17 protein-coding genes are annotated in these 20,887 nt (G+C 35.3%); 15 read left to right on the forward strand and 2 right to left on the reverse strand.

Translation table 11 applies throughout. The features are described 5' to 3' along the window. Positions 1-16: 16 nt before the first annotated feature. On the reverse strand, positions 17-1,270 hold the full coding sequence (locus LPB89_RS20985; RefSeq protein ID WP_230703574.1) for a DUF445 domain-containing protein: 1,254 nt from the start codon (positions 1,268-1,270) through the stop codon (positions 17-19). A gap of 259 nt (positions 1,271-1,529) precedes the next feature. On the opposite strand from LPB89_RS20985, the gene map reads away from it, so the two are divergent. The 10 genes from map to LPB89_RS21035 all read left to right on the forward strand — a co-directional run bounded on the left by map (position 1,530) and on the right by LPB89_RS21035 (position 13,721). Beyond that, positions 1,530-2,348, forward strand: a complete 819-nt coding sequence (gene map, locus LPB89_RS20990) for a type I methionyl aminopeptidase (protein WP_230703575.1) — start codon at positions 1,530-1,532, stop codon at positions 2,346-2,348. A gap of 68 nt (positions 2,349-2,416) precedes the next feature. Continuing rightward, a complete protein-coding gene (locus tag LPB89_RS20995) occupies positions 2,417-2,821 on the forward strand; it encodes a GxxExxY protein (protein ID WP_230703576.1) in 405 nt (134 codons plus the stop codon). A gap of 39 nt (positions 2,822-2,860) precedes the next feature. Further along, the gene (locus tag LPB89_RS21000) at positions 2,861-3,634 is read left to right on the forward strand and encodes a class I SAM-dependent methyltransferase (protein ID WP_230703577.1); all 774 of its coding nucleotides are present in this window, start codon (positions 2,861-2,863) and stop codon (positions 3,632-3,634) included. Positions 3,635-3,762: 128 nt separating this feature from the next. Next, on the forward strand, positions 3,763-6,672 hold the full coding sequence (locus LPB89_RS21005; protein ID WP_230703578.1) for a DEAD/DEAH box helicase: 2,910 nt from the start codon (positions 3,763-3,765) through the stop codon (positions 6,670-6,672). Positions 6,673-6,754: 82 nt separating this feature from the next. Continuing rightward, positions 6,755-8,014, forward strand: a complete 1,260-nt coding sequence (locus tag LPB89_RS21010; RefSeq protein WP_230703579.1) for a DUF5103 domain-containing protein — start codon at positions 6,755-6,757, stop codon at positions 8,012-8,014. An 81-nt stretch (positions 8,015-8,095) separates the two neighbouring features. After that, positions 8,096-8,482, forward strand: coding sequence for a Co2+/Mg2+ efflux protein ApaG (gene apaG, locus LPB89_RS21015; RefSeq protein ID WP_230703580.1), 387 nt, complete (start codon positions 8,096-8,098; stop codon positions 8,480-8,482). Between the two features lie 153 nt (positions 8,483-8,635). Continuing rightward, complete coding sequence (gene pruA, locus LPB89_RS21020; protein ID WP_230703581.1) at positions 8,636-10,261, forward strand: L-glutamate gamma-semialdehyde dehydrogenase; 1,626 nt, start codon at positions 8,636-8,638, stop codon at positions 10,259-10,261. 290 nt (positions 10,262-10,551) lie between these two features. Then, positions 10,552-11,283 (forward strand): hypothetical protein, encoded by a 732-nt coding sequence (locus LPB89_RS21025; RefSeq protein WP_230703582.1) that lies wholly within the window; start codon positions 10,552-10,554, stop codon positions 11,281-11,283. Positions 11,284-11,686: 403 nt separating this feature from the next. Continuing rightward, complete coding sequence (locus LPB89_RS21030) at positions 11,687-12,538, forward strand: hypothetical protein (RefSeq protein ID WP_230703583.1); 852 nt, start codon at positions 11,687-11,689, stop codon at positions 12,536-12,538. Positions 12,539-12,557: 19 nt separating this feature from the next. Beyond that, a complete protein-coding gene (locus LPB89_RS21035) occupies positions 12,558-13,721 on the forward strand; it encodes a thiol-activated cytolysin family protein (protein WP_230703584.1) in 1,164 nt (387 codons plus the stop codon). Positions 13,722-13,863: 142 nt separating this feature from the next. Here the strand turns inward: LPB89_RS21035 and rsmG are convergent, their stop codons facing one another. After that, the gene (gene rsmG / locus LPB89_RS21040) at positions 13,864-14,493 is read right to left on the reverse strand and encodes a 16S rRNA (guanine(527)-N(7))-methyltransferase RsmG (protein WP_230703585.1); all 630 of its coding nucleotides are present in this window, start codon (positions 14,491-14,493) and stop codon (positions 13,864-13,866) included. Between the two features lie 107 nt (positions 14,494-14,600). Here rsmG and LPB89_RS21045 point away from each other — a divergent pair, with 107 nt between their 5' ends. From LPB89_RS21045 to LPB89_RS21065, 5 genes are all read left to right on the forward strand, one after another. Further along, entirely contained in the window at positions 14,601-15,698 is a 1,098-nt protein-coding gene (locus LPB89_RS21045) for an acyl-CoA desaturase (RefSeq protein WP_230703586.1), read from the forward strand. A 73-nt stretch (positions 15,699-15,771) separates the two neighbouring features. Beyond that, a complete protein-coding gene (locus LPB89_RS21050) occupies positions 15,772-16,959 on the forward strand; it encodes a pyridoxal phosphate-dependent aminotransferase (RefSeq protein ID WP_230703587.1) in 1,188 nt (395 codons plus the stop codon). 278 nt (positions 16,960-17,237) lie between these two features. Continuing rightward, positions 17,238-17,696, forward strand: a complete 459-nt coding sequence (locus LPB89_RS21055; protein WP_230703588.1) for a PA2169 family four-helix-bundle protein — start codon at positions 17,238-17,240, stop codon at positions 17,694-17,696. A 130-nt stretch (positions 17,697-17,826) separates the two neighbouring features. Beyond that, the gene (locus tag LPB89_RS21060) at positions 17,827-18,420 is read left to right on the forward strand and encodes a hypothetical protein (RefSeq protein ID WP_230703589.1); all 594 of its coding nucleotides are present in this window, start codon (positions 17,827-17,829) and stop codon (positions 18,418-18,420) included. A 281-nt stretch (positions 18,421-18,701) separates the two neighbouring features. Beyond that, positions 18,702-20,576 carry a U32 family peptidase gene (locus LPB89_RS21065; RefSeq protein WP_230703590.1) on the forward strand — a complete coding sequence of 625 codons (1,875 nt, stop codon included), beginning with the start codon at positions 18,702-18,704 and terminating at the stop codon, positions 20,574-20,576. Positions 20,577-20,887 lie beyond the last annotated feature (311 nt).

The following is a 20,887-nucleotide window of genomic DNA, read 5'->3' on the forward strand; positions in this document are numbered from 1 at the left end:
TTTTAGAATAAAGTTATTAAACCAAAAAATAGTGATACATCCATTCTACACTATAAATGACGATACCGATTAATCCTCCCACTAGCGTACCGTTGATTCTTATATACTGAAGATCTTTTCCTATTTCCAATTCTAATTTTTCCGAAACTTCTTTTCCGTCCCAGCTTTTCACTGTCGAGGAGATCAGGTCGCCGATTACTTTTTTGTTATTCAAAAGAACCGACAACAAATCGTTTTTGATGAAATTATTGATCTTGTCAATCATCACGGCATCTTCTCTCAGTCCGTTTCCAAAACTCTGAATCAAACCGGAAATATTATTTTTAATGGAAGACTCATCCCCTTTCTCCAAATCATTTGTGATGGACAACTTAATCTCATCCCAAATTCCGTTAATATAATCCTGAACTTCTTTTTTTCCTGCAAAATCAAGAATCATATTATTGATTTTCACTCTCATCTCTTCCGAATTTTTGACTTTATCCAGAAAATTATAAACGTATTCATCTATTTTAATCCTAATGTCACTTTCAGGATTTTTAGCTTCATCCAGAAACTCCTGCAATCCGTTAAAAATACCTTCTGAAATACTTTTATCCGCTAAACCGAAACTCAAAAAAGGCGTTGATTCTTTTACTTTTTTTCGAATAAGATCTTTATTATTACTCAATTCTCCGCTCATTACTTCCAGCAGATTGGTCAGCAGCTGGTCTTTTACATTTCCTTTCTGTAAAGGCTCTAAAGCCAGTGCAACCCAGTTTCCAAAATTTATAGATTGTAGTTTTGCAGCAAATTGTACCTGGATAAATCTTTTGACGTCTTCATCTTTGATCGTTTTCAGAACACCGGGGATGATGTTTATGACAACCAAATCGGCAATTTTACCGGCATGTTCTTCCTGCGAAAGCCAATCGGAAGCTTTGGTGGCAAAGTTGAATTCTTCGAGTTTAATTTCTAATTTTTCACGGTTCAGGAATTCTTCCGAAACAAAATTGCCCAGATTCTCCCCAATCTCATTCTTTTTGGTTGGAATGATAGCCGTATGCCAAATGGGAATCCCCAGCGGATGGCGAAATAAGGCCACGACAGCAAACCAATCTGCAATTCCGCCTACCATTGCCGCTTCACTAAAAGCCTGTAAGATTGGAATTTTAAAATAAATTGCGACGACAAACAAAAGAACTGCAACACCTAAAAGTGCCAAAGCATTTTGCTTCATTTTCCTTAAAGCTCTGACTTTTGATATATCCTGATCTGTAGTAGTTTTCATGATTATAAACGTTTTTACTACTAATTTACGTTTTTTCTGTCAAATAGAAAGCCGAAAAGGCTTTGAGTTTTCATCAATTCAATGAGAATTACAAAGGTTTGCCAAGAATTTTACTAATTATCTTAGGTGTAAATTTTGAATGCAATGCAATTCCTGAAATTCAATTTTTCTATTAATATTCAATTCGCACTAATTCGTGAAATTCGTGACGAAAAATTTATATTAAAATTGTACTTTTGCGAACTGAAAATCCGAAATTATGATTATTGTAAAATCACGTGAAGAAATTGAATTAATGCGCGAAAGTGCCTTAATCGTATCTAAAACATTAGGAATGATTGCCTCTGAAATCAAAGAAGGCGTTACCACATTATATCTTGACAAATTAGCCGAAGAATTCATTCGTGATCACGGTGCAACACCTAGTTTTTTAGGTTTATATGATTTCCCGAATTCACTTTGTATGAGTCCGAATGCACAGGTTGTACACGGAATCCCTAACAACACACCTTTAAAAAGCGGTGATGTTATCTCTGTAGATTGCGGTGCTTATAAAAATGGCTATCACGGAGATCACGCCTATAGTTTTGAAATTGGAGAGGTTGCTCCGGAAACTAAAAAGCTTTTACAAATTACCAAAGAATCACTATACGTTGGTATCAGGGAATTTAAAGCCGGAAATCGCGTAGAAGATGTTGGAAATGCGATTCAAAAATATACGGAATCCCATGGTTACGGAGTTGTACGTGAATTGGTAGGTCATGGTTTAGGGCAGAAAATGCACGAAGAGCCGGAAATGCCAAACTACGGAAAACGTGGACGCGGAAAACTTTTCGTGGAAGGAATGGTTGTTGCTATCGAACCGATGATCAACATGGGAACCAGAAACATCAAACAACTAAAAGACGGCTGGACAATCCTGACTGCCGACGGAAAACCAAGCGCCCATTTCGAACACGACGTTGCCCTGATTGACGGAAAACCGGAAATTTTATCGACTTTCTATTACATCTATAAAGCTTTAGGGATCGAAAGTACTGAAGAAGATGAATTTAGAAAAGTGCCTTTAGTACTATAGTTATTCCGCAGAGATTCACAAAGATATACGCCAAGATTCGCAAAATTATTTATTTATAAGCTTTTAAAATGTATGAAGAGAACACCGAATCCCGTGAAGAAATAGATGCAATTAGCTATAAAATTATTGGTTTAGCAATTGAAGTACATAAACAGCTAGGTCCCGGTTTATTAGAATCCGCTTACCAGGAATGCCTGTATTATGAAATTGTAAATTCCGGTTTGCTTGTTGAAAAACAAAAAGCATTACCTATAATTTATAAAGATATAAAACTCGATCATGGATACAGGATTGATTTACTGATCGAAGACAAGATAGTTATTGAATTAAAAACAGTAGAAGCATTTACAGATGTACATTTTGCCCAAATTTTAACCTATTTAAAGCTTGGTAATTATCCGTTAGGCCTGCTTATTAATTTTGACTCAAAAATTTTAAAAAACAATATAAAAAGATTTATAAACACTTTGTGAAGCTCTGTGCTAACTTTGTGAAACTCTGTGAAACGTCCCATGAAGAAACTTTTCAAACTAGTACTTAACACAATACCACGCCCATTATTAATTCGTTTGAGTTACGTGGCGCGTCCGATTTTGGCGCTATCGTTAAAAGGAAATAAATACACTGATCCGATTGACGGAAAAAGTTTCAGGATGTTTTTGCCTTACGGATATGGCAAACAGCGTCCGAATGTACTTTCGCCGAGCACACTTTCGTTAGAAAGACACCGTTTGCTCTGGCTGTACTTAAACGACCAGACTGATTTTTTTACGGCCCCTAAGAAAGTGCTCCATTTTGCTCCGGAACAGGCTTTTTATAAAAGATTCCGCAAGCAGAAAAATCTTGACTACACAACGACTGATTTACTTTCGCCTCTTGCAGATGTAAAAGCAGATATTTGCAATTTACCTTTTAAGGATAACGAATACGATGTGATTTTATGCAATCACGTATTGGAACACATTCCCGATGATACCAAAGCCATGCAGGAACTGTATCGTGTGCTAAAACCGGGGGGAATGGCCATCCTTCAGATTCCTCAGGATTTATCAAGAGCAACTACTTTTGCTGATGATTCTATTACAGATCAAAAAGAACGTGCTGCCATTTTCGGGCAATACGATCACGTTCGCGTGTACGGCCGCGATTATTTTGACAAATTAAGAACTATTGGGTTTATCGTAATCGAAGAAGATTATACCAATAAAATTGCACCCGAACTGGTAGAAAAATATTGTCTGGCAAAAGGGGAAATTATTCCGCTTTGCTTTAAACCGGAGAACTAAACTATCTGACTTTTTTTAAAACCATATAAGTCATGTAAGTTTATTTAAGCCTGAAGCAAAAATTTATAATTCCTTACATCACTTATATGGTAAAAAAATATTTTCCCAAATTCCAACAGAATTAAACCGTGACCCTGGATCTTACAAAATCATTTCAGTTTTGTTTTGACATCAGTTTTGACAAAAATCTGAATACTCATATTCCAACAGCTTACATTGTTGAAAATACCAGTGAAATTAAGTATTTAAACAAAAAAGCAAGCACGAATGTGCTGGAAAGTTTTGGAATCGTTTTTGAAAATTTAGATTCCAATACAAAAAAAATACTAACGGTTTGTGAAGCTTTAAAGCCTGAATTTATTTTCAAAAAATTCAGTGTAAAAATCAAATCGGCAAAAACAATTGCTGACCTGCAAAAAGATTCCAAAATTGATTTTGCCATTCGACAGCATTTAAAAATAAATTTAGATTCATTTTATACCTTAATTGTACAGGAGCAATTTCCGCTATCTCTTAACATGGGAGCCGAAAAGGATTTTTACCGCTCCAGAGTTGCTGTAAATCCGATTTGTTTTGAACCAAGGATTCAGTTTGACAAACACGCTGAAGGAATTACATATACGTTATCTTTAAAAGAAAACGAAACCACTTTTTCGCCTCTAAACAGCAGTGTCGATATACTGCTGGATGAGCCGGGCTGGTTAATCATCGATAAAAAATTAGGACAGTTAAAAGAACTTAATGCTAAAAAGCTTTCCCCTTTTCTAAAGAAGGAATCCATCGAGATACCTTCAAAATTAGTGGATGATTATTTTAAGAACTTCATCCCCCAAATCGCCAAAAAAATAGACATCGAAGCCAATGGTTTCGAAATCGAGCATCGTGATCAAATCATTTCCTGCTCGATTCAGCCTGTTTATGATTTTTTCAAAAACTGTTATTACCTCAACCTTTATTTTGATTATAACGGCTATTTGTTTGATGCCGGCAAAACAAAGAAAACACATTCGTTTGTTGACTTCAGTATTGCCAATGAACCGAAAATAATTCAGTTCAAACGCAGTCATGATGAAGTTTTATATACAGACAAATTACTTGAAATTGGTTTAGTAAAAATCAAAAATGAGTTATTCGGATTGAATCTGGATGTGGAAAATCCGGATCCGTACCTTAATATCCAATTCATTATTAACCACAAAGAAGAACTGGAAAATTTAGGCTTTACTATCCGGAATTTAAAACTGGAAAGCAGGGAAATCAGTACACAAAACCACACTATTTCAGCTTCAAAAGAGGAGACAAAAGAAGACTGGTTTGACATTAAAATAATCATTACCATTGGGACTTTTACGATCAGCTTCAGTGAAATCATTCCCAATATAAAAAGCAGGGAAAGGCTCTTTTTACTGCCTGACGGAAGCTATTTTCTGATTCCTTCCGAATGGCTCAGCAAATATAGCTCCCTCGCAAAACTGGCTAAAACAGAGGACGGAAATCTTCTTTTACGCAAAAGTAATTTTACTGCTTTGGATATGATTCCGGAAATCAAAAACGATGTAATTCAGAAAGCAGAATACACCTCTTCTGATTTGCTAAAAGCAACTTTACGACCTTACCAGATTGAAGGAGTAAAATGGCTCCTGAGTCATTTTAATTCGAATTTAGGCGCTTGTCTGGCTGACGATATGGGACTTGGGAAAACATTACAAACTTTAGCAGTCCTCGTTGCTGTACAGGAACAGTTGGGATTTACCACCAAAACCACGAATTTTGATTTGTTCCAAAACGAAACGGTCATTGAAAGAGAACCTTTGAAAGCCCTGATTGTCTTACCTTCTTCACTGGTTTTTAACTGGTATAACGAAGCTTTGAAATTTACACCGCATTTTTCAAAAATGCAATATGTGGGTAATGACAGAAAATTATTGGTGAGCAGATTAGAGAAATCTGATTTAATTTTCACCAGTTATAATATTGTACATCGTGATATTTCAATTTTAGAAAAATATAATTTCCGTTATTTAATTCTGGATGAAAGCCAGTACATCAAAAATAAAAATTCTAAAATTTTTAAAGCGATTACTAAAATAAATACGGCTCATAAAATGGCACTCAGCGGTACCCCTATCGAAAACTCACTGGACGACTTATGGTCGCAAATGCAATTTATAAACCCGGATATTCTGGGCAGCTATACCTTTTTTGCAGAAAATTTTAAAATCCCGATTGAGAAAAAGCAGGACGAAAATAGTTTGTCTGAATTAAAGACGCTGATTCAGCCTTATATTTTAAGAAGAACAAAAGAACAGGTTTTAAAAGACTTGCCCGAACTGTCAGAACAGATTTATTATTGCGATATGGATCCTGAACAGGAAAAATTATATGAAAAAGAAAAATCAAAGGCCCGGAATTTTTTACTGAAAACAGATGGATCCAGCGCTGACAAAATCAGCATCATCAACACACTGATGAAATTAAGACAACTGAGCAATCATCCAAAAATGATCGATCAGGATTCCGAAATCGATTCCGGAAAATATCTTGCGGTGACCAATTACCTGGAAACTTTGGTACAAGAGAGGCAAAAAACGATCATTTTCAGTTCTTTTGTTACCAATTTGAGTTTTTACACGAATTGGTGTAAAGAGAATAAGATAGCATTTTGCGAAATTACAGGCGCAACTCCTGCCAGTGAAAGAGAACGCCAGGTAAATCTGTTTAAGGAGAAGGAAGATCCTTTGCTGTTTTTTATATCCCTTAAAGCAGGTGGTGTCGGACTGAATATTACCAAAGCTTCTTATGTTTTGTTCTTAGATCCGTGGTGGAATCCTTTTGCTGAAAAACAAGGGGTTGGAAGGGCACATCGAATTGGACAATTAAACAAAGTAAATGTGGTCCGTTTTATTTCGAAAAATACGGTAGAAGAAAAAATAATCAAGCTGCAGGAAAACAAAAAACTGTTATCAGATTCACTTTTGGAAGAAAGTTATATCAATGACGAAATCGAAGTTAATCTGGAATACATTTTAAGTTCTTAACAAATTGCTTCTTAAAACCAATAAAATGTCCTATTTTTCGTTAGATAAATTGTTATATTTACAATCTTACAACCTAAATAAGATGTCAAAATTTTTGTTTCAGAACCTGCTTTTGTTTTTCATTTTTACTTCGGTGAGTGCGCAGGAAGTACAAAACGAGGTTCCGCCTCCCTATAATATCAAAACGGTTTCCTTTGTGCAGAATGGTGCAAATGTTATTCCTATATTTGAATTAGGGGCTACTTTTGAATTACAATTTGATGACTTATTTGGCAGTGAAGCCAATTATTATTTTGATATCACGCATTGCGATTACAATTGGAAACCAACCGATATTCCGAAAACGGATTATATCCGTGGATTTGATAATCAAAGAATTACAGACTATTCCAATTCCTTCAATACGCTTCAGATTTATTCGCATTACCGGCTTCCTTTCCCCAACCAGTTTACCAGTCAATTGAGAATTTCAGGAAATTATATGCTTAAGATTCTTAATGAGGACAGAGAAGTTGTTTTTTCGAGAAAATTTATTTTATACGAAGAGCATTCCACTGTAGCTGTGCAGGTAAAAAGAACAAGAAACCTCAGCAATATCGATTATAAGCAGAATCTTGATTTTTCGATACTCTCCAATGACATTGTTTTTCAGACACCTTTACAAAATGTAAAAGTGCTTTTGCTGCAAAATGGTGATTTTAACACAAGCATTAAAAACATTGTACCACAGTACACAATTGGCAATCAATTGGTTTACAAGTATGATAAAGAAACACAATTTTGGGCTGGAAATGAGTTCCTTTATTTTGAGAATAAAGACATTCGTTCTGCAAGCAATAATGTGGGCAAGGTGGGTTCTAACAGTGACATTTACAATTCTTATTTGTACACCAATCAGGCAAGGGCCAGTCAGATCTATACTTTGAATCAGGATGTAAACGGAAACTTTGTGGTAAAAAACATAAACGCATCCAATAACCAGATCGAAGCTGATTATGCCTGGGTTTATTTTACGCTTTCTGCACCGGCTTTCCGATTAGACAAAGACATTTACATCACAGGAATGTTCAACAATTACAATTTAACCCCCGAATACAAAATGGACTACAATGCCGACAAAGGGGTGTATGAAAAAGCCGTTATGATCAAACAGGGTTTTACCAATTTTGAATATCGCATTGCGGATAAAAAAGGAGTTATTGATTACGAAAATGCAATTGACGGAAACTTCTACCAAACCGAAAATGAATACATCATATTGGTTTATTACAAACAAAGTTCTGATCGTTATGAAAGAGTTATCGGAAAAGGAAATGCTAACTCTGTCAATATCACCAATTAAAAACATTGTTAAAGGATTTCGGTCAAAGGATTTTTTTTCGTAAGTTTGCAACTATAACACACACATATATACTACGTTAGTATGGTTTCTCAGATAACACGAGGCATAAAAATATCTGTTTTAACTAGTTTTGAAGGTACTTACTTCAAAAACTACAAGATTCACTTTGCCTTTAGTTACGTCATCACAATCGAAAATCACAGTAAAGATTCTGTTCAGCTGACGTCCCGCCACTGGGAAATTTTTGATTCCCTAAATGACATTGAAGTGGTTGACGGAGAAGGTGTTATTGGTAAAAAGCCTGTTTTAAAACCAGGAGAAAACCATACGTACAGTTCCGGTTGTTTATTATCATCTCCTTATGGGGCTATGAAAGGTTATTTTAATATGATTAATTTCACCTCTACAAAAACATTCAAAGTGATTGTTCCTACCTTCAGAATGTGTGCTCCGTTTGCGTTAAATTAAGCCTACGTTAAAAACTATATTCCGTATAGTTATCTTATTCACAAAACTATCAAATTATTAATTTATCCTTTGTACTTTTGTGCAGCGTTAGATTATTCGTAACAAATCAAATCTTCTAACCGTTAAATTGTCTAATTATATAATTTAAATAACATGCTAAAAGGATTCTTTCATGTACCAAAAGCGGTAAACGAGCCAGTAAAAGGATACGCACCCAATTCACCAGAAAAAGCAGCTGTTCAGGCCGCTTACACTACAATGTGGAACGCTAAAATTGATGTTCCTTTATATATTGGAAGTGAAGAAATCAAAACTGGAAATACTAAAACAATATCAGCGCCCCACGATCACAAACATATCGTAGGAACGTATCATCTAGCTGAAAAACAACATATTGAAAAAGCTATTGCTAATGCCCTTGAATCTAAAAAAGCCTGGGCAGACATGGCATGGGAACAACGTGCGGCTATTTTCTTAAAAGCAGCAGAACTTATTGCAGGTCCTTACAGAGCGCGCATTAATGCAGCAACTATGATCGGTCAGTCTAAAAATATTCATCAGGCAGAAATTGATGCCTCTTGCGAATTGATCGACTTTTTACGTTACAACGTAGAATTCATGACACAAATTTACAACGATCAGCCAAAATCAGATTCTTCTGTTTGGAATCGTTTAGAATACAGACCTCTTGAAGGTTTTGTTTACGCTATTACTCCTTTTAACTTTACGGCAATTGCTGCAAATCTTCCTGCCAGTGCTGCTATGATGGGTAACGTGGTAATCTGGAAACCAAGTGACAGTCAGGTGTTTTCTACAAAAATTATTATCGAAGTTTTTAAAGAAGCCGGTGTTCCTGATGGCGTTATCAACGTTGTTTTTGGTGATGCTTTAATGATTACTGACACTGTTCTGGCAAGTCGTGATTTTGCAGGAATTCACTTTACGGGGTCTACTCATGTATTTAAAGATATCTGGTCTAAAATTGGTGCAAACATTCACCACTACAAAACATACCCGAGAATTGTTGGGGAAACTGGTGGTAAAGATTTCATCATTGCACACCCAAGCGCTAACGTTAAACAACTGGCTACAGGAATTACCCGTGGTGCATTTGAATATCAGGGCCAAAAATGTTCTGCAGCTTCAAGAGCTTATATTCCGCAAAGTTTATGGCCAGCTGTTAAGGAGCAACTAATTGCCGATGTAAAATCTTTTAAAATGGGTTCTCCTGAGGATTTCGGAAACTTTATTACCGCAGTAATTCACGAAGGTTCTTTTGATAAATTGGCCAGTTATATCGATCAGGCTAAGAAAGATGCTGATGCTGAAATTATTGTTGGAGGAAATTACGATAAATCTGTAGGTTACTTTATTGAGCCAACCGTTATTGTAACTACAAATCCTAAATATACTACCATGGAAACCGAATTATTCGGACCGGTAATTACTATTTATGTGTACGAAGATGCTAAATGGGAAGAAACTTTAGAACTGGTTGATACTACTTCTGAATATGCCCTGACAGGAGCCGTGTTTAGTCAGGATCGTTATGCTATTGAAGTAGCAACTACGAAATTACAAAATGCTGCCGGTAACTTCTACATCAATGATAAGCCAACAGGAGCTGTGGTAGGAATGCAGCCTTTTGGTGGAGCAAGAGCTTCAGGAACTAACGACAAAGCAGGTTCTGCCCTGAACTTATTGCGTTGGGCTTCTCCAAGAACTATAAAAGAAACTTTTGTAACTCCGGAAGATTACAGATATCCGTTTTTAGGATAATAGCTAAAATAAAATAACTAAAAACCCGTAAGCTGAAATTGGCTTACGGGTTTTTTATTTAAATTACTTTTGTGTGAATTCTAAATATTAATGTAATCTTTTTCTTATTTTAATAATTATTAGTCACTTATAATTGAAAAAAAACCTTATTTTATTATTTTAAAAACTTTTACGGACATATTCAAAAGATTACTAAAGATAATTTTGCTCTTAATTCTAAACTAAACAATTGTAGATACTTTATACAATGTTTATAAATCGAAATTAATTTTAATAAAATGAGTATGACTATGAGAAATTTAAAAAAAGTACCGAAAGTAATTCAAAAATCAAAGTGCGTAAATCACAGGATTGACTACAAGTGGAATGAAAAAATCATGTCCCGATTACTGGATCCGTCAGAAGGAAATGACGGACTTGACTATACACTAAATAAGATTGGCCATAAAGCTGCAATAGGTCTCACTGCTTCGTTACTGGAATGGATCTACTGGCGTTTTAAAGAATATACAACCATGTCAGATGACATACACCAGCGTATTGAAACATTATGGTATTCTATTGAAGATCCCAAAAACAGCAAGTCTTTAATTTTTGATCCCGAACTGGACATTCCTATTTCCGGTTTTATAAATGGTCCAATATGGGTTGCGCTTATGAATGTCAGAATGATTGATGTGTTATACAAAAAAGGGTCCTGTATGCTTCAGAGCGAATTGGTTGGCTTAGTACTCTTAGTGCGACACATAACACCGAAGAAAAAGAAATTTGACAAATGGCTGGAAAACATACTTTCTAAACTTGACAATCAATTTCCGAATCAAAATGTGCAAATTGAATTTTCTGAAGATGCCGTTTACGACTCGTCTGCTGAGCCTGTCGTTTGCCGTGAATTTTTCTTCCAATCCGGCTTTACATATTCTAATGAAGCAGCCAAATTGGCATTAAATGATTTTATTTTACATATTGATTACGAAACAAATTCATTTTGCAACAACAAGAAAAAATTTGTAAATGGGTAAACTCTACATTGAAAATCCAATGCGGAATATTCTTTAGATGAAAATTAAATCATATAAAACAGATTAAACAAATTGTCATAATCAGGTGATTTTTAAACTTCTAATCCTGATTAATTTTTAGACTTTTAAATGGAAATAATGAACTTGAAAATGTCGTAATAAAATTTAAGGACAAAGCTTCTAAGAGACAAACTCTTTTTCTAAGCAGAGAAATACTAACATTGGAAAAAATAACCCGGAAAGAATTAATAGGCTTTCCGGGTTATTTGCTTTTTAAAAAATCATGCCGAATTACCTTTAATAAATCAAATTTTAGCTTTTGTCTTATCTTAATATTTTAATGTCTTTTTGGGTCTATCAAATACAATTAAAAGATATTTCTTCGTAAGAAAAATCAAATAAAATGAAAAAATACTTATTTTTTATTTCTATAATACTACTATCTTCTTGTAGTACTGATGAAAGTTCTTCAAAATCACAAATTCAAAATCATAAAGCTGATTTTACTTTATCTAAAAATACTGAAAGGGTTGACTGGAATAATATCCAAACCGGGGAAATCCTGAAATTTGATGTCAAAATCAAAGATTTTGACACTAGTCCCGATGTACAATATGTCCTTAAACCAATTACAACAGACGCAACAAAACATCAACGCAATAAACAGGACTATAATTTTCAGGAAGAAATAAAAGTAGCTGCTTCTGGTGACGGTTCTTCTGCAAAAGACAGTATTCTTATTAAGAAAACTAAGGATAGTATAATCATCAAAAGGCCAAATTCCTCCTTTTTTGTTTCCATTTTAAAGCCAGGGAATTTCACACAACAATACGAATTACGTAAAATGTCAGCAAACAAGTATGTTGCAGGATTTAGTCAGGAAATACTGTTTTCTGCTGTAAAAATTGAAGTCTATACATGGAATGAACAAACAGATAACTCTACCCTGTTTTCAAATTCGAAGCACAGCCGTTATTACGAATTTACTATAGACGATGGCGACCAGACAAATGATACATATCTCACCGACAGCGACTCCAAAGAAAATACATATATAGCATTATATAACGGAAATAAATACAATGGAAGTATTTCTATCAATAAGGCAATGACATTTAGTGGCAAAGTAGATACGCAAAAAAGCCCTCAGGTTGTACCGAACTGGATATTATCTGAACTTAAAATAATCCAAAAAAGAAATCATGAACCTGATAACATAATCACTTATCATAATTTAAACCTTATTCAAAAATAATAACTTAAAAAACCAAACTATGAAAAAGCAAATGAAAAGCACAATAACTTTAGCATTACTGATTGGCTCAGGTTTACTTATTTCCTGCAGCAATGATGATACTAAAAACAGCACAGGAAGCAATTTAAACTCTTTACAACCTGTAACTTTTGCAACTAAACCAGACAATATTATCAGCTCAAAAAAAACAGGATTACAAGAATTAAACCCAACTACAGGAAACAACGAGTATGTATATCTTACTACTGTAGAAAAACAAATAACCTTATCTCCTCTTTCTATTATAAACGAAGCAAATTTAGACGTTATCTATCCTGGCAGTATTCTACGCGGATCAAGTTTTATAAATGCAACTTATGATCCTCTTGTGCTAAAAAACGCATTTAAGCCTGTCACTTTATCTATGTCTTTAAGAGGTGAGTTATCCGTTAGCGCAAATATTTTGCCTGCCTACAGCCAGATAACAAATGCAACAAATATTTTAGTCAACAAAAATAAAAATCTTATTGATTATAATGCTATCCCGACATACTACGAGTATCAAAGTGATGAAATTACAACTGAAGACAGTTTTAAAAAAGCACTTGATGCGCATTTAAATGTAAATGTTTTAGGCGGTTTAGTTAAAGCTAATTTTGGCTATAGTCAAAATAGCGGCTCAGCCGATACCAAATCTTATGTGATGGTAAAAGTCAGGCAGCGTTTGTATAGTATGACTATCGATCCAAAATATTATACCGATTGGATTGATGGAGATATTAGTGCCAACAATTTTGGAACATATGAACCCGTCTATGTAAGCAACGTAGATTATGGTCGTGTTGCATATATACTAATTGAAACCACTAAAAATGAGTCTTATACTAACACAATGGTAAAAGCATCTGTCGGGGTGGCCTTAAAAGTTGTAGATATTGGTCTGGATGTAAACTACTCTGAAGAGTTTAAAAAATTATTTGCACAAAATAAAATAAAAGTCATGATTGTGGGAGGCCCTATTGATTTAGGCGGCAAGGTAACCGATTATAGTAGCTTTGTAAAGTTTTTACAAGCCCCTACCCCCTCAGATCTAGTTTCATCATCAGCTCCAATATCATATAAAATACGAAGGTTAAAAGACAATACCGAAGTGGAAGTAAAAGATGTGTACACGGAACAATTTAAAGAACTGAAAGCAAATTAAGATAATTTCAATCTAAAAAACAGACTGGATGTATCCTTAGGTTTAATATCGTTTAATTTCAAAAGATAATAATAAAAGCCGAATTTGATTTTCAAATTCGGCTTTTTAATTTAGTAAATCTTAAGATTTTATCGGCCCATAATTAAACCGTAAACTTCAAAGGCAAATGCACCACTTTTTTGGTTTCGAAAAATTCGTCTTCAAAAATAGTAGCCAAATCATACAAAGTTGCTTTGGGGAAATCTTTCAGTTCTTCTGTTAAATCACCGCCTTTAAGATATAAAATTCCGTTTTTCAAAGTGTGTTTGTGTTGTTTTTTGATTTTGTCTTTTATCCACGAAACAAAATCGGGCATATTGGTTACGGCGCGACTTACAATAAAATCAAAATCACCTTTTACCAGTTCTGCACGCTTTTGTTCAGCCTTTACATTTTTCAATTCTAAGGCATCAACAACTCCCTGAACTACTTTTATTTTTTTTGCAATTACATCAATCAGATAAAAACGGGTTTCCGGAAAAAGAATCGCCAGCGGAATACCGGGAAATCCTCCACCGGTTCCCACATCCAGCACCGTTGCTCCGGGTTCAAATTTCATGATTTTTGCAATTCCAAGCGAATGCAGGATATGTTTTGTATATAAGGCATCAATGTCTTTACGTGAAATAACATTGATTTTTTCATTCCAGTCGTGGTATAAAAAGTCTAGTTTTTGAAATTGTTCGATTTGAATGTCAGTCAAATCGGGAAAATATTTCAGAATCTCATCCATTGCTCTATTTTTTTAACAAAAGTAATACTTTACGATTGAAATATTTAACTCAATTTTGCAAATTGAAAATTTATAATAATTACCTTTGAAAACTATTTAAATTACTTATGAATAACACTGCGCCAACATTTGCTAAGCAAGACAATCTGAAGTTCTTCAGAACCCTTAACTCACGAGTAAACAATTACTTCAAGGAGAATAACATTCAGAAAACCGGAAACTGGAAGCTGCATTTAAAAGCCATTATTCTTTTTGCGATTTTTCTGACACCTTACTTTTTGATCTTAACACTTGACATGCCTTTTTGGGCACAATTGTTATTAAACATTCTGATGGGAGTTGGAATGGCCGGAATTGGAATGAACGTGATGCACGACGGAAATCACGGATCGTACTCATCTAAATCCTGGATTAATAAAATCATGGGAGGAAGCATTTATATTTTAGCCGGAAACGTACACAACTGGCAGGTACAACACAATGTGCTTCACCATACTTATACTAATATTCACGGTCATGATGAAGATCTTGATGCCGGAAGAATTATTCGTTTTACACAAAATGCGGAATGGCATCGTTTTCATAAATTTCAACACTATTATTCTTTTTTCTTATACGGATTACTGACTTTTAATTGGGCCTTAACAACCGATTTCAAGCAAATGAAAAATTATCTGAAAAGAAAATTATCTTACGGAACACCTCAAAGCCCTGCTAAATTATGGACCGTTTTGGTAATCACTAAAATAATATACGTTTTAATCTGGATGGCTTTGCCGATGATTTTAGGCGTAACATGGTGGAAAGTGGTTATTGGATTTTTCGTTATGCATTATACGGCGGGATTAATTTTAAGTATTGTATTTCAGCTGGCACACGTAGTGGAAGAAACCTCAAATCCGATTCCGAATGAAGAAGGGGAAATGGAAAACACCTGGGCCATTCACCAATTGTATACCACTGCCAATTTTGCTCCCAAAAACAGAATTGTCAATTGGTTTACCGGAGGTTTAAATCATCAGATCGAACACCATATTTTTCCACATATCAGTCATATCCACTACAGTAAAATTGCTGAAATCGTAAAGGAAACTGCCAAAGAATGCAACTTACCTTATTATGAATTCAAAACCATGAGAGGCGCTGTTCTTGCCCATTACAAGCATTTGAAAGACCTTGGAATGAAACCCGAATTATCCGTATAAACTAAAAAAAATCTATTAATAATTAACCTTCCTTAGTTAGCGCAGAAAATTAAGGACATTCAAAAATTTTATAATGAATCATATTCTTTCGGACAGAATCAACAACTTAGCGACTTCGCAAACCTTAGCAATGGCTGCTTTAGCACGCGAATTAAAAGCACAGGGAAAAGACATCATCAGTTTAAGTTTAGGCGAACCAGATTTTAATACTCCTGATTTTATTAAGGAAGCTGTAAAAAAAGCAGTAGATGAAAATTACAGCACCTATTCACCGGTAGAAGGTTATTTAGAATTAAGAGAAGCCATTTGCAGAAAATTCAAAAGAGATAATAATTTAGAATACAAACCAAGCCAAATCGTAGTTTCTACAGGAGCAAAACAATCTTTATACAACATTGCACAGGTAATGCTGAATGATGGTGACGAAGTTATTTTACCGGCACCTTACTGGGTTTCTTACTTCGAAATTGTAAAACTTTCCGGTGGAGTTCCTGTTGAAGTTCCAACATCTGTAGATACTGATTTCAAAATTACTCCGGAACAACTGGAAGCTGCCATCACACCAAAAACAAAAATGATGTGGTTCAGTTCGCCTTGTAACCCATCCGGATCTGTTTACAGCAGAGAAGAATTAACAGCGCTGGCAAAAGTTTTAGAAAAACACCCAGACATATACGTAGTGGCTGACGAAATCTATGAGCACATTAATTTCTCAGGAACTTTCTGCAGCATCGGTTCAATCCCGGGAATGTTAGAAAGAACCATCACTGTAAACGGAGTTGCAAAAGCATTCGCCATGACAGGATACAGAATTGGTTACATCGGAGCTCCGGAATTTATCGCAAAAGCGTGTACCAAAATTCAGGGACAAGTAACCTCTGGCGCAAACTCTGTGGCACAACGCGCTACCATTACGGCTGTAGATGCTGATCCAAGCGTATTAAACCATATGGTTCAGGCTTTCCACACGCGTAGAGATTTAGTAGTTGGACTTTTAAAAGAAATTCCTGGTATAAAAATCAACGTTCCGGAAGGCGCTTTTTATGTTTTCCCTGACGTTTCTTCTTTCTTCGGAAAAACGCTGAGAGGTACTGAAATTAAAAATGCAAACGACGTTTCGATGTATCTTCTGGCAGAAGCCAACGTAGCAACAGTAACAGGAGACGCTTTCGGAAATCCGGATTGTATTCGTTTCTCTTACGCTACCAGCGACGATATCTTAAAAGAAGCATTAAAAAGAATCAAAGAAGCTTTGGCGTAATTCAAGCTTCTCTTTACATATCAAAAGCCTTAGGATTTTTCTAAGGCTTTTTTTATGGGGCTGCCTTCGGCCAGGCTATCCGCTATATATTTTATTTCGTTTCCCTACATAAAAGGCCCTAACCCAAAATCAGTTAACAGATGAGATTTTATTTCAAAAATGCTCACTTTCAAAATTCCCATTCTACAATATTATAAACAACGGGTAAAATTCTGTAAGACATATCATCTGGTAAAGTCCCAACTTTGTATTATACATTAATTAAAAAATTAAAAGTTATGATACATACAGATGAAACCACAAAAGAAGCAGTTCATACATTAGAAGGATTAATTTCAATTCTTGAAGATGGAAAACTAGGATATACAAATGCTGCAGAGCATGTAGACAGCCCGGCAATCAAAACCGATTTCTTAGACTACGCCCGCGAACGAGCCTTGTTTATTGTAGAATTACAGGATCAAATCAATAAATTAGGAAAATCAACCGATACAGCAGGCGGAGGTCCGTTAGGAGCCATACACCGCGCCTGGATTGATATTAAATCATCCTTCACAAGTGGTGATACAGAAGCGATCATCAATGCTTGTGTAACCGGTGAAGAAGCCGCTATCGAAAAATATAAAGCAGCTTTGGAGAAAAACGAACTTGAAGCCAGTCAAATTGCTATTGTTTCAAAACAATTGAACAGCATTGAAAATACTTTGACAAAAATTAAAGCGAAGAGATTGTCATAATAAATGGCACTTTTTTTTGAGAAGGAAACTATCCGGTTATTAAACTGGGTAGTTTTTTTGTTTTTGGTTGAAACTAAAAAATAAATCTTACTTTCGTCGCGGCCAATTTCTAAACAAAAAACTAAATTTTATGACATTAACTTTACGTAGTATTTTTATTTGCATGCTTCTTATTATTCTATCTTCAAACCAGGCCAAAGCACAGGCAACGGGTAATGCCATAAAAGCTTCAATAGGTTTTGGATCAAGCAGTTCGTATTACCTTGAAGATTACGGTAATCAGGATGAAATAGATGTTATAGGAGGCGGCCTGTATTTTCAGGGAGAATATATCATTGGAGTAAAATCATGGCTTAGCATACGCCCTTACGCAGGAGCCCTGTTTACATCCGTTGATAAAAATCAGAATTTACAAAATCAACCGCAATACAAAGTAACCACTAATGCCTTTTTACTTGGAGGAAAAATTCGTCTGTGTGCTCCAATTCCGTGGGTAGCACCTTTTATTGAAGGAGGTATCGGTACGTCAATAGGTAAATTCGAAACCATTACGCCTGCGGTTAATTTTAATAAAAGCGATATCTTATTACATATTCCTTTTAGTATTGGATTAGCCATTGGCCGAAGAAATAATTTTGAAATTGCCATTTCAGGATACTTTCACCCTGCCGCCAAACAATCATCCGGGGTATTTGCTTTAGGATATACCTTCCCCCTAGACTAAAACTTCGAATTACGTAAAAAGAAATTTGCAGTCTCTGCGTAGTGAATAGTTTTCAGTCTCAGTATTCAGTCACAGTGTTCAGTCATAGTTTGTAATCTCAGTGTTCAGAGACTGAAAACTGAGACTGAACACGGAAAACTGCGACTAAAATTATCACTCTTAAATATCATATTAGTTAACTATTTCAAAAAAAGTCACTTCAGCATTAGCAAACTCGAATTATTTATAGGAACTTTGCAAACTTTTTTCCGTGAATACCACAAAAGCCTAAAGTTTTAGAAATGAAGAAGAAGATAGAAATATTAGCTCCTGCTAAAGATTTAATTGGAGGAATGGCAGCTATAAATAGCGGCGCAGATGCTGTATATATTGGTGCTCCTCAATTTGGAGCGCGATCAAACGCCAACAACTCTATTGAAGATGTTGCCGCTTTGGTACAATATGCACACCTCTTTAATGCTCAGGTTTTTGTGGTAATGAATACCATTTTGTACGACAACGAACTCGAAACGTGTCGTAAAATGATCTATGAATTATACGATATTGGCGTTGACGCCCTGATCATCCAGGATATGGCGATTATGGAAATGGAACTGCCTCCTATCGTACTTCACGCCAGTACACAGGCCAATAATCGTGATGCCGACAAAATCAAATTCCTAAAAGACGCCGGAATCAAACGTGTGGTGTTAGCGCGTGAATTAAATTTACATCAAATCAAAGAAATATACGATCACGCAGATGTTGAACTGGAATTTTTCGTAACCGGAGCTTTATGCGTTTCTTTCAGCGGAAACTGTTATATGAGCGTTGCCAACGGAGAACGCAGCGCCAATCGTGGTTCCTGCGCTCAAAACTGCCGTTTGCCTTATAACCTAATTGACGGAAACGGAGAAACCTTAATCAAAAACAGTCACTTACTTTCCATCAAAGATTTAGACATTTCAGATCAGATTCCGAATTTGATTGAAGCCGGAATTGTTTCTTTCAAAATCGAAGGAAGACTTAAAGATGTCGTTTACGTTAAAAATAACGTATCCTTTTTACGTCAAAAACTTGACAGCTATTTAGAAGGAGCAGGAAGCGATAAATATACCAAAGCTTCTTCCGGAAAATGCACCTATACTTTCGATTCGTCTTTAAGCAGAACTTTTAATCGTGGTTACACCGACTATTTTGTAAACGATAGAAATCACAGTATTGGTTCCTGGGAAAGTCCAAAATCAAAAGGACAATATATTGGTAAACTAATCCGAACCATAGGAAACGCTTACGAAATCGAAAACGGTGAATTATTAAACAACGGTGACGGACTTTGTTTCATCAATGAAAACAACGAAGCCGACGGAATCTACGTAAATAAGGCTGAAAACGGCAAAATTTATCCAAACGTTTTAAAAGAAGTAAAAGACGGAACTTTTATTTACCGAAATAACGATGCCGCTTTCATCAAAATTGTGGAGAGAGAAGACAGTGCCGTTCGTAAACTGAGCACTACTTTACTACTTACAGAAAATGAAACTGGTTTCGAATTAATCGCAACCGATGAAGACGGAAATGTAAGTATCGTAAATTTAGAACATTCAAAAGAACAGACTAAAACCGGCGAATCAATCGAAGAAAACATCAAAACGCAATTGGCAAAAACAGGTTTTACTCCTTATAATGCCGATGAAATTACTATTATGTTTTCTCAAAACTGGTTCCTTCCTATTTCAAAAATCAACGAAATGCGAAGAACCGTTTACGATCAACTGACCCAAATTCGTTTGGCAAATTACAAACGCGAAGAACATCAATTGGTAAAAACCTCCCATCCGTATCCTGAAACCAAACTTGATTTCATGTATAACGTTTCGAACAAAACCGCACGTAAATTCTACGAGCGTCACGGTGTAACCGAAATCGAAAAAGCATTCGAATTGCAATGGGATCCGGGAAAATCCCGTGTAATGACAACTAAATACTGTATCAAGTACGAATTAAAAAAATGCCCGATACACCAAAAAGATATAATGGGCGTCAAAGTAAAAGAACCATTGGTTTTAAAACAAGGCGAGCTTGAATACAAATTAAAATTCAACTGTAAACCCTGTGAAATGGAAATTTGGGAAAAAGATGCCGAATTCGAAATAGAGGAAGATCATTTTCATTAGGATTTTAACCGCAAAGAGCGCAAAAGATTACACAAGGTTCGCAAAGGTTTATTACAAGCCTTTGCGAACCATTTTTTTGTCATTATATTTCCCCCAATCTTGTCATTTCGACGAAGGAGAAATCTCACCAAGAAACTCGACAAAGATTGTATTATTAGAACGGACTTACTTGTGGAGATTTCTCCTTCGTCGAAATGACAAACTATAGGGTTACTTTATCTAAAAAATTAAATCTCCAATTAAATTAAAATCTGCCGAATCTCCAAAATCTGCGTGAGAATAAATTCCATTTTTTTATCTTTACTCTCAAA

The organism is Flavobacterium sp. ENC (genome assembly GCF_020991415.1).
GTDB lineage: Bacteria > Bacteroidota > Bacteroidia > Flavobacteriales > Flavobacteriaceae > Flavobacterium.

Bases quoted from the DNA above. Each gene is read 5' to 3' on its own strand.
- LPB89_RS20985 (WP_230703574.1), bottom strand. From the start codon at position 1,270: ATGAAAACTACTACAGATCAGGATATATCAAAAGTCAGAGCTTTAAGG.
- map (WP_230703575.1), top strand. From the start codon at position 1,530: ATGATTATTGTAAAATCACGTGAAGAAATTGAATTAATGCGCGAAAGT.
- LPB89_RS20995 (WP_230703576.1), top strand. From the start codon at position 2,417: ATGTATGAAGAGAACACCGAATCCCGTGAAGAAATAGATGCAATTAGC.
- LPB89_RS21000 (WP_230703577.1), top strand. From the start codon at position 2,861: ATGAAGAAACTTTTCAAACTAGTACTTAACACAATACCACGCCCATTA.
- LPB89_RS21010 (WP_230703579.1), top strand. From the start codon at position 6,755: ATGTCAAAATTTTTGTTTCAGAACCTGCTTTTGTTTTTCATTTTTACT.
- apaG (WP_230703580.1), top strand. From the start codon at position 8,096: ATGGTTTCTCAGATAACACGAGGCATAAAAATATCTGTTTTAACTAGT.
- pruA (WP_230703581.1), top strand. From the start codon at position 8,636: ATGCTAAAAGGATTCTTTCATGTACCAAAAGCGGTAAACGAGCCAGTA.
- LPB89_RS21025 (WP_230703582.1), top strand. From the start codon at position 10,552: ATGAGAAATTTAAAAAAAGTACCGAAAGTAATTCAAAAATCAAAGTGC.
- LPB89_RS21030 (WP_230703583.1), top strand. From the start codon at position 11,687: ATGAAAAAATACTTATTTTTTATTTCTATAATACTACTATCTTCTTGT.
- LPB89_RS21035 (WP_230703584.1), top strand. From the start codon at position 12,558: ATGAAAAAGCAAATGAAAAGCACAATAACTTTAGCATTACTGATTGGC.
- rsmG (WP_230703585.1), bottom strand. From the start codon at position 14,493: ATGGATGAGATTCTGAAATATTTTCCCGATTTGACTGACATTCAAATC.
- LPB89_RS21045 (WP_230703586.1), top strand. From the start codon at position 14,601: ATGAATAACACTGCGCCAACATTTGCTAAGCAAGACAATCTGAAGTTC.
- LPB89_RS21050 (WP_230703587.1), top strand. From the start codon at position 15,772: ATGAATCATATTCTTTCGGACAGAATCAACAACTTAGCGACTTCGCAA.
- LPB89_RS21055 (WP_230703588.1), top strand. From the start codon at position 17,238: ATGATACATACAGATGAAACCACAAAAGAAGCAGTTCATACATTAGAA.
- LPB89_RS21060 (WP_230703589.1), top strand. From the start codon at position 17,827: ATGACATTAACTTTACGTAGTATTTTTATTTGCATGCTTCTTATTATT.
- LPB89_RS21065 (WP_230703590.1), top strand. From the start codon at position 18,702: ATGAAGAAGAAGATAGAAATATTAGCTCCTGCTAAAGATTTAATTGGA.